Consider the following 13,559-nt stretch of genomic DNA (forward strand, 5'->3'; position numbering starts at 1 on the left):
CGTATTTATGGCTAACTGGATTACGACAGCAATTGGCACACATTATACTGGAGGATACCCATTTTGGGAGAGTGGTGCGGGGGGAAAATCTAGATTTGATATCGAAGAAGCATTAATTGATTTACACTTCAGACCGATACCAATTTATGTGAATCAATATAGCGATTTAGATCCTGATTATCAAACCGCACTGATCGAAGGAACGCTAACTGGTGTTAAAAAAGGTGATGTTGTTTTTATTCAATATCAATTGATGAATCGACGTAGCTTTATTAAAGAATTTATCTGGAGATGTAAGTTTAATGGCGCTAAAGTGGTTTCATTCATTCAAGATATTGAACCGTGGCGGGTCTATACTGACGCAGAGCTGACAAAAAAATTGCAGATGGTAGTTATGACCCTAACTATAATTATCTTTTAGAATTATCTCAATCAGACGGAATCATGGTTCATTCAGAAGCAATGAAGATACGCCTTCAGCGAATGTTTAAAGATTGTGGACTACAATACAATCAGAAGTATACAATTGTTGGCTTATTTGGGTTCATAACACTTCGTATGACAAATAATTGGGAACGAAAACTGCAAAAAACGGTTGATATTGACTATGCTGGTAATCTTGCAAAGGCAAAATTTCTTGTTGAGGCACGAAAACATTTAAAAATAAATTTATATGGATCAGATGAGAATAATGAATTTGGTTCCAAAGGGTTATTTGATCATCAAGCCATTCCACATGTATTAGAAGGACATTTTGGATTAGTTTGGGATTCAGAAACGTATCCTGAGATGACAGGGATTTTTGGAGACTATGAAAAATATAATTCACCGTTCAAGGCTTCAATGTATTTGGCTGCAGATCAACCTATTATTGTCTCTAAAACCAGTGCGGTGGCACCTTATGTTATCAAACAGGGAATTGGGATTGTAATTGATAGTCTAGATCAGTTACCAGATATTTTTGATAAATTAACACCTGATGAATATAAAGAAATGGTAATTAATGCTAAGCGTATTGGTGAATTAATGCGTCAGATGTATAATGTCAAACGTGCAGCATTTGATATGATTGATAAAGTTATTTTAGATATGTAAGGATGATAATTGAGGGTGCCATTTTCTTTAAGTATGGGTATCTTTTTGAAAAACTGTAAAACGAAACAGATATTAATGTTGGGTTGAAGTAATTGCCCAAATATTGATTAGAATAATATCCGTTTCAGATTGCAATATGTTATTGTTAAGCGCGGTAAAAAGAAATGGGCGGTTGGGGTTTTAAACCAAGACATGATTTTCTTTAGTTAATTTTATTTATAAAGCATACGTGATTACGTATGTTTTTTTATTTTTATGTCTTAAGAATGGTGGTCAAACAAGATAGCCAGACGTCCGATAAGTTGGAATGACTATGTTTTTAATTGCAGAATTTGAAGAAAAAATGATGTGTTTGTGGTCTTTGTATGAAAAAGGTTGAACTAAAGTTAAAATCTGAGTATATTGCTACTACCAACTTGTTATTGATAAGTTGAGTACTTAAACTGAGGTATTTTATATGCATAAAATTTTTTCATCATTTTCGGTTGGCCTAGTCGCTAGTACTTTTGCTATTACGCCGCTTGTTACCCCTATTATAACGACGCACGCTGATGTCGTGGTCGGTTGCTCAAATCAAAATCAAACGATTGCTGGTAATCAAGTTCTCACACAAGATTATACGGTTAAAGCGGGTCAAACGGTGACCTATCTCAATGACGTACGAGTAGCAAAAAACGCTAAATTAACGGTTGAGAAGGGAGCAAAATTGATTGTTAAAGATGCATTGATTGCACAAGATAATAGTGTTATTAATAATTATGGTACGATCGGTGGAAAAGAGGTCAATGCTGACGGTGATGATGGTGGTGATGCAACCATTAATAATTACCATTTGATTGAGGCGTATCATTCAGGTCAATGGCATGAAGGAAAAATAAAAAATGCACCGGGGGCAATTCTCAGGCCTTTAAAAAGTGAGCCAACGATTGACTTTGTTCGGGGAGAAATCGTAACAAGTCGACTAACTGGGGCCACGGTAGACTACGAATTTGAGGACATAATTACTGGACAAAAAATTGCGGTTGCTGGCGCAGGGTATATTGATCTCGACCGTTATCCAGATCTATATGGCAAGGCGGGTTATCTGAGACAAATTAATGGTTTGGGTCGTGCCCAAACTGAGATTGGCGTGAAGGAGTATATTGCGATTCCAAAAGCTAATGACAAACGCTTTGAACAGGCCCATCCATTGAAGGGCGTGACAGTAAAGAATGGGTTGATTTCAGGCCTTAAACAAGGTTTTACGTATCAATTGACGCGTTTCGACCTTGATTCGAGTGGTAATTTACGTACGCCAGAACCAAGTTCGACGATTCAGATTCCAATTGGCTCACATACATATAATTGTACTGATAAAGGTGAATACGAATTGACGGCTTCATATGTTGACCAGTATGGTGGGGTTACTTACAATCAACCGGTCAAATTTGTAGTGAAATAAGTGTCATTTAATGGCGTACTTGCGGGGTATTAATGGCGTGTCGACCTAAAAAAATGCGAATGGTGATATTTAGTTGAGTCGTCTCCACGGATATGGTAAAATATATCAATAGATTAAACGTCTAAAGGAGGCGCCGGATTAATGTACAGTATTCTATTAACTGCAATGATCATTGTTGGCGTGTTGATTATTTTAGCCGTGTTGATGCAACCATCAAAGCAGCAAGATGCTTTATCTGCTTTGTCAGGTAGTGGCGGTGGTGATTTATTTGCTACTCAAAAAGCACGGGGCTTTGAAGCCGTAATGCAACGAATTACAGCAATTCTCGGCGCTGTCTGGTTTATTCTGGGCTTAGCGTTGGTATATCTTTCAGCACACTAAAAATAGCGCATTTCCCTCTCGTGATACGTTGCGAGAGGGTTTTATTATAAGAAGTTTAATCTAGCTGGGCATAATTAATGGGTGAAATAAGAGCCATTCGTTATGGCCAGCAGACAGGTAAACGACTTATTAACAAAGGAAAAGGTAAAAAAATGAACGCAATACAATTACAAAATCAATTGTTTGGTTTTTTGAAAGCCAATAACACGCAGACTTATTCAGCACAAACGTTGACTGACGGCTTACATTTAGATGACGCTAATGGTTTTACGCAAGTCGTCCAAGCATTAGCAGTGCTAGAACGTGAAGGTAAAATTATTGAACAAGCAGGGGCTTTTCAATATAATGCGTCAGTACAAGGTTACATTGGTACATTTCGTTCAAACGCAAAAGGCTTTGGTTTTGTATCAGCAGAAGGTCTAGACGAGGATGTCTTCGTTAATCCCGACAATACCGCATTGGCGCTTGATTTAGATCAAGTCCGGGTCTCACTTTTGACTAAAGGGGATACCAGTACTGGTAAAGGGCCAGAAGGAAAAGTTGAAGAAATTATTACTCACGACTTGAATCAAGTCGTTGGCGAATTTAAATTAGGTTCAGATTATACTGGCTATATCGGAACCATTAATATGACCGACAAAAAGCATGCTAATTATGCCTTTTTGGTCGCAGAGGGCGGTGTTCAGGCGAATGACGGTGAAGTCGTTGTTGCCACGATTCAAGCATATCCCACACCAGCGATGCCAAAGCAAATGACCGGTATTATCACTGAAACAATTGGTTTTAAAGATGAACCGGGGGTTGATATTATGGCGATTGTTCATCGTCATAAGGTGCCAGCTGTCTTCCCAGAGGCAGTGTTGGCTCAGGCTGAAAAGATTCCTGACACGGTGCAAGCCAGTGAAAAGGTTGGACGTGAGGATATTACTGACCAACCACTGGTAACCATTGACTCAATTGAATCAAAAGATTTGGACGATGCGGTTGTGGTTTGGAAGCTACCAAATGGTAACTTCCATTTAGGCGTGCATATTGCTGACGTTTCCCACTATGTTGTCGCGGGGACGCCGCTTGATGAGGAAGCCTATAACCGGGGAACATCAGTTTATTTGACTGATCGGGTCATTCCAATGTTGCCTCGAAATATTTCTAATGGAATTGCATCTTTGAACCCTGGGGTTGAACGTTTAGCGATGTCGGCTGAAATGGAATTTACACCATCTGGTGATTTAGTCAAGCATCGCTTACATGAATCAGTTATGAAGTCGCATGCACGGATGACTTATAAGGCAGTGAATGCTATTTTAGCTGGTGATGAAGAAACTCGGGCTGAATATTCAGAATTGGTGCCCATGTTTGAAGAAATGTCCGCCCTTCATGATGCATTAGCTAAAAAACGGACTGCTCGTGGTGCGATTGAGTTTGATGCGCCAGAGGCAAAAATTATCGTTGATGAGCAAGGAAAGCCCGTCGACATTCAATTGCGTGAACGTGGTTTGTCAGAACGGATGATTGAGTCCTTCATGCTGGCAGCCAACGAAACAGTCGCAATGCATTTTGACCAGTTGAATGTGCCATTTTTGTATCGTGTCCACACGACACCAAATATTGATAAGAGTGTTAAATTCTTTGAATTTGTTAAGGCGCTTGGTGGTAAGGTCAATGCTGATCCAAATGATGTTAAACCGATGGATTTCCAAAAAATTCATGACGAATTTATGGACCAGCCGTCTGAACAAATGGTGTCGACGATGATGTTACGTTCAATGCAACGGGCTGAATATTCAAATGAGTCTTTGGGTCATTTTGGGTTGGGCGCTAAATATTATACGCACTTTACTTCACCAATTCGACGTTATCCCGACCTGACTGTACACCGCTTAATTAAGTGGTATGCTAAGCATGGCATTGATGAGACAGCGCAAAGTCAATATCGTGATCAATTAGCAGAGATTGGTAAAGATACATCAGTCCGTGAACGTCGAGCAATCGATACAGAACGGGATACTGATGCGATGAAGAAGACTGAATTTATGGCTGATAAGGTCGGAGAAGAATTTGATGCAGTGGTTAATGGTGTCATGAAGTTTGGGATGTTCGTTTCATTGCCAAACACTGTTGAGGGATTGATTCACACATCGAATTTGACGGATGATTATTACGCTTATGATGAAAGTCATTTGGCATTGATTGGGCGTCGTTTCCATCATATTTACCAAATTGGTCAGGCAGTGAAAGTTAAATTGATTCGTGTTGATAAAGAACAAAGCGCATTAGACTTTGTATTGGTTGACCCAACAGCTGCACCAATTACAGATATCAAGGTGGCAGATGATCGCCGCGGTAGTTTTGGTGGGGGTAATCGTCAGGACCGACGGACAAATGATAAGCGTAATCGTTCGGACAAAGGGAATAAAACGCATAATGATGGTAAGCCCTTTGGCGCACCGAGCGATCGGCGTAAGCCTGAGTCAAAGCATAGTTCAGTTAATCGTAAAGGGCGTCATTAAATGACGTACTTTGCATGCGATGTAGTGATAGATGTTTGTAAAATGAATGCCGCTTTTTAAAGCAAACGTCGTTATTGATCGCGCGATATTGATATATGTCGGAGGTGTTGATAAGATATGGTGAAAAAAAAGCAAGCTGGGCCAGGTGTGCTAGCAACCAACAATAAGGCAAGATACAATTATGCAATTGGTGAGACGTTTGAAGCTGGGTTAGCATTGACCGGTACTGAAATTAAATCGGTTCGCGCAGGCCAAATCACGATTGCTGATGGCTTTGTCCAAATTAGAAACGGTGAAGCTTGGTTAGATAATGTCAATATTGCTTGGTTTCCACAAGGCAATCAGTTTAACCATGAGCCATTAAGGTCACGTCGATTATTGTTACATCAGTCAGAGATTACACGACTAGCGAAAGCGTCATCGGTTGCAGGGGTGACAATTGTACCTTTGAAAGTTTATATTAAACGTGGTTTTGCAAAGGTTCTAATCGGGTTAGGGACTGGTAAACATAGTTATGATAAACGTGAAACAATTAAAAAACGCGATCAAGAACGAGAATTGAGACGATCGGTTAAACGGTAATGACGATGTCAGAGCCATTGCTACTGATGTATTAACTTGTAAATGATTAGAAGACTTCCTACGTAGGTGGGCGGTCTTTTTTTAGGCATAAATTGTAAATAATTCGTACATAATGTGTTGTTATCCTAAATTTAGGACTAAATAGGAGGGATAAAGTCATGGGAAAAGTAATTGTATTTGCAGGAAAGCCATCTCATTTTGCACGTCAATTTGCGCTGAAACAAGCCACGAAAGGTGATAAAGTGATTTTGGGGTCAATTGATGCGAATGAAATTAAAGATATTGAAACAGAGATTAAGCAAGTTGGAGGTGAAGCGTTAGCATTGCCAACAAATTTTGCTGACCCAGAATCGGTTAAAAATTTATCAAACACAGCAGTGTCAACTTTTGGTCGCATTGATATCTGGGTGAATAATATTGATTGGGTACCACAATCAAGATTTTCAGATGCAGATAACTTAGTGCAGGCTTGGGATCGCATCATTGATTTCAATATTAAAGGTGTCCTGCATAGTATTTCAGCTTGTCAGCCTGTATTCCATGAAAGTGGGCAAGGTTTGTTTATTAATCTGGGTTCAATTGATAGTTTGTATGTTAATGCCAATGTGTCATTGGTTTATCAAGCTACAAAAGAGGCTGTCCGTGTGATTAGCGAGGGCTTTCAAAAAGAAGAAGAATCAAATGGCAAGTCAGTGAAAGTGATGTCGTTTTATCCAGGGGCCATTAAAGCTGAGAACCAAGTTAAGATTAGTAATCAGCCAAATGAGTATCTTAGTCATTCAATGGTCCAAGACGTCGAAGATTTCTATATCAATGTATTACAAAATATTATCCAGAAGGGATAACATTTTGTATGAATTTGTAGAGGTAGTTGAAGTATCAACTACCTTTTTTCGGTCAGTAAAGGCAATAATTAAAAACATTAAACCTGACATCACTTATGACAAATGCCAGATCATCATGCTAGACTGTGGAATAAAGTGACAATTTGAGGAGGAAAGATAATGCGAAAATGGGGGTTGCATATTGCTGTGCTAATTGCAGCATTTTTAATTGGATTTGGTGGCCTTGGGGTGCCGAAGGGACATGCAGCTAACAAACCACATTATACGATTGTGACGGATTCAACCTACCCACCATTTGAATGGCAAATGAGTGATGGAAAGTTAGTTGGCATTGATTTGGATATGTTAAAAGCTATTGCCAAAGTTGAAAATTTCACCTACGAATTAAAACCAATGAGTTTTAATGCGGCTGTGCAATCTGTCCAAGCTGGACAAGCAGACGGTATTTTAGCGGGGATGTCAATCACCGATGAACGAAAACAATCGTTTGATTTTGGAACACCATATTATGAATCAGGTGTTGTCGTTGCCGTTGCTAATAAGAGCCAAATCAAAAATTTGACGCAGCTGAAAAATAAAACTGTCGCGGTTAAAACCGGAACGGCTGGATATGACTACGCCAAGTCAATTCAAAAACAATATGGTTTTAAGATGGTTGCTTATAACGATTCTAGTATGATGTATGATGTCGTCCGAACTGGTAATGCCGTGGCTGCTTTTGAGGATCAACCCGTCATGGCTTATGCGATTCAACAAGGCGTCGACTTAAAGATTATCACGAAGCCAGCTTCAACAGCTTGGTATGGTTTTGGGGTAAAAAAAGGTGCAAATGATGCATTGATTGCTTCATTTAATGCTGGTTATAAAAAGATTGTTGCCAGTGGTCAATATGATAAAATTGTCCATCGATATTTGGGTGATACGGGCAAAAAATATGCGACTAATTTAAAAAGTGGATCCAATAAGACTAGTTGGTTGACGATTTTTAATGAAAATCGGTCGGCGTTTGGACATGGTCTATGGATGACTTTGCAAATGACGATCTTGGGTATCGTCTTAGCATCTTTGTGGGGATTATTGTTAGGTGTCATGGGAATTGCACCATCACGGATTATTCGTGGCATTTCAACCACAATTATTTATATCTTCAGAGGATTACCAATGTTGGTGTTGGCTTTTTTCATCTATATTGGTATTCCTAATTTAACTGGGCAAAAGGTGCCGGCGTTTACGGCAGGGATCTTGACATTAGTCTTGAACGAAGGTGCTTATATTGGTGCTTTTGTTCGTGGCGGTTTCCTGTCAGTTGATAAGGGACAACTAGAGGCGGCTCGTTCGTTAGGGCTGCCATATGGTAAAGCCATGCGAAAGGTCATCATGCCGCAGGGAATTCGGTTAACGATTCCTAGCTTCGTCAATCAATTTATTATTACGTTAAAGGATACGTCAATTTTGTCAGCGATTGGCTTAGTTGAATTGACACAAACCGGAACATTGATTATTGCGCGTAATTTACAAGGGTTCAAAGTTTGGTTGATGGTTGGATTGATGTATATTATTGTCATTACGCTATTAACATGGCTGTCAAACTGGATTGAAAAGAGGATGAAATAAGATGACTGAGCAGACAGAAATTGTAACGGTTCGCGACTTACACAAAAGTTATGGTAATAATGAGGTTTTAAAGGGCATCTCGTTAGCTGTTTTAGAAGGTGAAGTAGTCGTAATGATTGGCCCTTCTGGTTCTGGAAAATCAACATTTTTACGATCACTAAATCAACTCGAGGCTACAGATTCCGGTCAAATTGTGATTAATGGCTGGGATTTAGAGGATCCTAAGAACAATATCAACAAGACGCGCGAAACAATTGGGATGGTTTTTCAACACTTTAATCTTTTTCCGCATTTGACAGTGTTAGAAAATATGATTTTAGCGCCGGTAGAATTGCACAAGAAAACCAAAGCTGAAGCAACTTCAACTGCAATGGCGCTACTTGAACGTGTCGGACTAGCTGATAAGGCTAATGTCAAACCGGGAACCTTATCTGGAGGGCAAAAGCAACGAGTAGCGATTGCGCGCGCCTTGGAAATGAATCCTAAAATCATGTTATTTGATGAGCCAACGTCAGCCCTCGATCCAGAAATGGTTGGTGATGTCTTGGGCGTGATGAAAGATTTAGCTGCCGAAGGCATGACGATGATTGTTGTGACACATGAAATGGGCTTTGCAAAGCAAGTGGCTGATCGGGTTGTATTTTTTGCGGATGGACTGATTCAAGAAATTGGTACACCTGAGGCAGTCTTCGACCGGCCACAAAATGAACGTACCAAAGACTTTTTAGATAAGGTATTGAATGTCTAATTTGATTTTTCGATTTTAAAAGTCATACGGAGGGGGAAATATGCTAAAAATTGCTTACGTCGGTTTTGGTAAAAGTACCAATCGTTATCATTTACCATATATACAACAACGATTGGATAAATTTGATGTGACGCGCATTTATGCGCCAACCTTGGGGAAACGACCGTTAGATCAAGCAGCTTTGGAAGCCAGTGGGACGCGTTTCACATCTGATTTTACTGACATTTTAAATGATGATGCGCTTGATTTAGTGGTTGTCGTTACGCCCGCACCAACGCATTACCAGCTTGTCAAACAATTATTGCTTGCCGGTCAAAATGTTTTGGTCGACAAACCAATGGTCACTACGATCGCTGAATTGGACGATTTATTACAAATTGCAAAAGCACAACATTGTTTCTTAATGCCATTTCAAAATCGTCGTTTTGATTCAGATTATTTAACGCTGCAACACGTGTTACAGGCTGGTTATGTTGGCCGGCCAGTTGAATTAGAGTTGCATATGGATCATTATCGACCAACGGCGGGTCAGTTAACTGGTGAGCAAATTGATGGCACATGGTATGGGCATGGGGTACATTTAGTAGATCAAATTGTTGGTCTCTTTGGTCGGCCAGAAGCGGCTACTTATGATTTGCGGGCCACACGCTTGACCCAAGCCACGATTGAAGATCAATTTGAAGTGAATTTGCATTACGCAAATGCCTTTAAAGCAACAGTTCAATCCACCGAATTGGCAGTGACACCATATCCAAAATGGCGTTTAGTTGGGACACAAGGGACTTTTATCAAAACAACCGTTGATCAACAAGAAAATGATTTAAAGGCGGGGATTATGCCAGGTATGGCTGGTTTTGGCCTGGATGCGCCACAAGCTTATGGGCACGTGACCTATTACAATCAAAGTGGCGATCGTATTGAGAAAGATTTGCCTAGCATTCAAGGTGATTATGGGCGTGTTTATGACAATGTGTACGATGTTTTAGTTAACGGTCAAACACAATTGGTAACAGATGAACAAATGCAAACAACGATTGAAATTTTGTCGCGGGCTTTTGATGAAAAGGGACCGCACACGGAACAGTTGAATTAGCCGTAGACAGGAGACAGGGGAAACCCTGTCTTTTTTTATTGTTTAACGATTTAGGTGCGTAAAAAATGTCTGAAATAATACTTTGACACGCATAGTAATCGATGGTATATTACTTTGTGTAGTGAGGTAATAAAAATGGCGAATGAACTGTCGAAAGATTTAATTCGTGGGCATACGGATGCAATTGTCTTAAATTTATTGAGTCAAGGTGATTCGTATGGGTATCGAATTGTACAAGATATTAAGCAACGGACAAAAGGTCAATATACATTAAACGAGGCGACGCTGTATACAGTTTTTCGACGTCTTGGTAAAGCCGGTCTAGTTGAAAGTTATTATGGCGATGAGAGTCAAGGTGGGCGTCGAAAGTACTATTCGTTAACACCTCTTGGTCAGGAACGGTTAACCGCAGAAAAAGAAGCATGGGCATTTGCACGGCAAATGATTAATGAATTAATGGGTGATAAAGATGAATGACGCATTGGAAAAATCAATTGGGGCAATTTTTGATGCTTATCCAGAGACAACTGCTTTGAATGAATTTAAAGAAGAAGTCATGTCTGACGCAAGTGAAGCCTTGCAAGATTATCAACGTCAAAATCCGACGATTAGTGAGCCAGATGCCATTCGTGCCATTTTGGACAGTTTGGGTGACATCGCAGCAATTGCAAAGATGATTGCTGGTGAAACAACGGAGGTGGCAGTCTTTAGCCAAGCGACCCAGGATTATCGACAAATATTGGTGAATGCCTATGCTGGTCAAGTTTATATTAGTCGCGGTGATGGACAAGAAGTAAAGGTACATCAATTAACCAATATTGATCGACCAGAATTTGCGGTTCAAGTACAGAATGAAGACCAACAATTACGAATTACGATGCCAAAGCCGACTGGACACGGCCTGTTTAATTTCTTCAAATCAAATTTCAGTAGTCGTTTCCGCAATGTCATCAAGATTGAAGTGCCATCTAATTTTATGGGTGACTTGAAACTTAGTGTGAATGCGGGTGAGGTATTTGTTTCTGATTTGGATTTACAAGGTGACTTAAAAACAAGTTTGATTGCTGGTGCGTTGAATGTTGAACATGTTAATGCCGGTAATGTTGATGCTGATATTTCAGCTGGTAAGGCTAAATTTAGTCAGGTAAACGCCAGTAATCAATTTATTGGTAGTGTATCAGCTGGTGATTTGAAACTCATGGACACAACTGGACAGTTTGATATTGAAGTAGCTGCTGGTAATTTAGTGGCCCATCAGGTTGTGGGAGCAGGTGGTTTCCATGCGAATGCCGGGAATATTGATGTTGATTGGGCACAGGTTTCGGGTAATATACATTTGGATACGGCGTTAGGCAATATCACGATGCGCTTTATGACAGATATTAGTTTTAAAATTAAGGGTAATACGACAATGGGTATGATTAAGGTTTTGCGTGAACATACAGTATTAAATAGTAGTGGGAATTTAGATGCGCAAGTTGGGTTTACTCCAGCTTTTAATGTTTACGCATCAACATCACTCGGCGCAATTGTCATCAAATAAGAAATGGAGAATGAAAGTATGCAAACAAATAAAATTTATCGTTCGCGAAACGATCGGGTCTTGGCAGGTGTCTTAGGTGGCATTTCAGAACATTTTGGGTGGAATTCGCAATTAGTACGCTTATTGTATATTGCAATTAGTATTTTTTCGGTCGCTTTCCCAGGGATCTTAGTGTATATCATTGCACTCTTTATTATCCCTGAAGCACCGTATCGGAATCAGGATTAGGCGATTACCAAAGGGGTGCGATTGATTGACGATTGTCACGCTGAATTGTTTACAAAGATCAATGAGCAAAATTTAAAAAACACGACAATTGGGCACCGGTCAAACTAGCGTTTGATTCACCGGCAAATTGTCGTGTTTTTGATTGTAATCTAAATATTTCCTCTGTGGTCGTTACGATGCATATCTGGACCAGCGAAATGCTCGAGACCTAGATGCCTTGGCTGAGTTGGGAAATAAAAACGTGGTAAACTAAAGGGTAAGCCAATTTGTTGGCGTCGATCTAGAAAAATAATCACTAAGGCTAAGACACTTGTGAATTGCTCGTCGTTGATTGATATACGAAGTAATCCGTTTGTGTGGGGCCGTGCTCGCGCAAGCGTCCGATTGACATGATTAATATGATACCGCTGTTGTGTTAAATTAACGAGTACAACCCAGTTGAGATGGTTAATGAATAATAGTTCGCGAAAATATAATGAGACACCAAAAGTACCAATTGTTTGGTGGTCAATTTGCAGTTGGAATTTTGGCATGAGACCATTGGTGGTCTGAATAATTTGCGCCAAACAGCGTTGACTTTGGTCGTAGATACGCATCGCATCACCGCGATGACCTAGGCGGCCACGTACTTGGTAGAGACGCTGATAATGTGTATCCATGACATTGCCAATGAGGCTAGTTTGATGATTTGATGGTCGGAAATAAAGCTGTTTCATCGTTGGCCGCCTTTGCTATGAAAAGAAATGAGGAACTAAGACTGTGTTAGATGATTTAAAATTAACTGATTGGTGGTTGCCGCTTTGGCAGCGACTGGGGTCAGAGTATTGGGCGGAAGTTGCGCACTTTTTAAATACTGCGTATCGCGACCAACAATCAGTATACCCCCAAAAGAGCAGGTTTTTTCCGCCCTGTTGCAGACCCCGTTGGCGCAAACAAAGGTGGTTATTTTAGGGCAGGATCCGTATCCAAATGTTGGTCAGGCGATGGGACTTAGTTTCTCAGTGCCCAAAAACACACCAATTCCTAAATCGTTGGTGAATATTTATCGTGAATTATCCGATGATTTAGGCGATGAAAGCGTTCGGCAAGGTGATTTATCGGCTTGGGCACAGCAAGGTGTTTTACTATTAAACACTGTCTTGACTGTACCAGCCCATATACGGAATGGGCATGCCAATCTCATTTGGGAACCACTGACTGATGCCATTATTGAATTGGTTGCACAGCAGTCACAACCAGTGGCTTTTTTCCTATGGGGACGACCAGCACAAGCCAAAGAGCGCTTAATTACTGGTCCAAATAATTTAGTTCTTAAAGCTGCGCATCCGAGCCCATTGGCAGCATACCGAGGGTTCTTTGGTTCGCGGCCGTTCTCAAAAGCGAATGCGTTTTTAGAACGGCATGGTGAAGCTGGCATCCAATGGTAATGACGTATAATTAAGTTTGATAAATTTTTCACTATCAATTTATCAGTTTTTT

The 13,559-nt window shown here is 40.2% G+C and carries 14 protein-coding genes and 1 pseudogene; 14 read left to right on the plus strand and 1 reads right to left on the minus strand.

From position 1 onward, the window contains the following. Positions 1-7: 7 nt before the first annotated feature. The 13 genes from H9L19_RS05280 to H9L19_RS05340 all read left to right on the plus strand — a co-directional run bounded on the left by H9L19_RS05280 (position 8) and on the right by H9L19_RS05340 (position 12,080). Positions 8-421 (plus strand): glycosyltransferase, encoded by a 414-nt coding sequence (locus H9L19_RS05280; protein ID WP_187528656.1) that lies wholly within the window; start codon positions 8-10, stop codon positions 419-421. 62 nt (positions 422-483) lie between these two features. Continuing rightward, on the plus strand, positions 484-1,095 hold the full coding sequence (locus tag H9L19_RS05285) for a glycosyltransferase (protein WP_187528657.1): 612 nt from the start codon (positions 484-486) through the stop codon (positions 1,093-1,095). A gap of 457 nt (positions 1,096-1,552) precedes the next feature. Beyond that, positions 1,553-2,536: a hypothetical protein gene (locus H9L19_RS05290; protein ID WP_187528658.1), complete on the plus strand. Its 984-nt coding sequence runs from the start codon at positions 1,553-1,555 to the stop codon at positions 2,534-2,536. A gap of 141 nt (positions 2,537-2,677) precedes the next feature. Then, on the plus strand, positions 2,678-2,917 hold the full coding sequence (gene secG / locus H9L19_RS05295) for a preprotein translocase subunit SecG (RefSeq protein ID WP_187528659.1): 240 nt from the start codon (positions 2,678-2,680) through the stop codon (positions 2,915-2,917). A gap of 152 nt (positions 2,918-3,069) precedes the next feature. Beyond that, positions 3,070-5,427: a ribonuclease R gene (gene rnr / locus H9L19_RS05300; protein WP_187528660.1), complete on the plus strand. Its 2,358-nt coding sequence runs from the start codon at positions 3,070-3,072 to the stop codon at positions 5,425-5,427. Positions 5,428-5,544: 117 nt separating this feature from the next. Beyond that, complete coding sequence (gene smpB, locus H9L19_RS05305) at positions 5,545-6,009, plus strand: SsrA-binding protein SmpB (protein ID WP_187528661.1); 465 nt, start codon at positions 5,545-5,547, stop codon at positions 6,007-6,009. A 158-nt stretch (positions 6,010-6,167) separates the two neighbouring features. After that, on the plus strand, positions 6,168-6,854 hold the full coding sequence (locus H9L19_RS05310) for an SDR family oxidoreductase (protein WP_187528662.1): 687 nt from the start codon (positions 6,168-6,170) through the stop codon (positions 6,852-6,854). Positions 6,855-7,013: 159 nt separating this feature from the next. Next, positions 7,014-8,468, plus strand: coding sequence for an ABC transporter substrate-binding protein/permease (locus H9L19_RS05315; protein WP_187528663.1), 1,455 nt, complete (start codon positions 7,014-7,016; stop codon positions 8,466-8,468). A gap of 1 nt (position 8,469) precedes the next feature. Further along, positions 8,470-9,216, plus strand: a complete 747-nt coding sequence (locus H9L19_RS05320) for an amino acid ABC transporter ATP-binding protein (protein WP_276509290.1) — start codon at positions 8,470-8,472, stop codon at positions 9,214-9,216. A 40-nt stretch (positions 9,217-9,256) separates the two neighbouring features. Beyond that, positions 9,257-10,309: a Gfo/Idh/MocA family oxidoreductase gene (locus H9L19_RS05325; protein ID WP_187528664.1), complete on the plus strand. Its 1,053-nt coding sequence runs from the start codon at positions 9,257-9,259 to the stop codon at positions 10,307-10,309. A gap of 135 nt (positions 10,310-10,444) precedes the next feature. Continuing rightward, positions 10,445-10,786: a PadR family transcriptional regulator gene (locus tag H9L19_RS05330; protein WP_187528665.1), complete on the plus strand. Its 342-nt coding sequence runs from the start codon at positions 10,445-10,447 to the stop codon at positions 10,784-10,786. Beyond that, positions 10,779-11,852, plus strand: a complete 1,074-nt coding sequence (locus tag H9L19_RS05335) for a DUF4097 family beta strand repeat-containing protein (protein ID WP_187528666.1) — start codon at positions 10,779-10,781, stop codon at positions 11,850-11,852. Before H9L19_RS05330 ends, H9L19_RS05335 begins: the two co-directional genes overlap by 8 nt. Before the next feature lie 18 nt (positions 11,853-11,870). Beyond that, positions 11,871-12,080 (plus strand): PspC domain-containing protein, encoded by a 210-nt coding sequence (locus H9L19_RS05340; RefSeq protein ID WP_187528667.1) that lies wholly within the window; start codon positions 11,871-11,873, stop codon positions 12,078-12,080. Positions 12,081-12,229: 149 nt separating this feature from the next. On the opposite strand, the gene H9L19_RS05345 is transcribed toward H9L19_RS05340, so the two are convergent. Beyond that, entirely contained in the window at positions 12,230-12,796 is a 567-nt protein-coding gene (locus H9L19_RS05345; protein ID WP_187528668.1) for an LURP-one-related/scramblase family protein, read from the minus strand. Between the two features lie 43 nt (positions 12,797-12,839). Between H9L19_RS05345 and H9L19_RS05350 the strand changes: the two are divergent. Then, a pseudogene (locus H9L19_RS05350) lies at positions 12,840-13,507 on the plus strand (uracil-DNA glycosylase). Positions 13,508-13,559 lie beyond the last annotated feature (52 nt).

Origin of the sequence: Weissella diestrammenae (assembly GCF_014397255.1) — a bacterium.
GTDB classification, from domain to species: Bacteria; Bacillota; Bacilli; order Lactobacillales; family Lactobacillaceae; genus Weissella; species Weissella diestrammenae.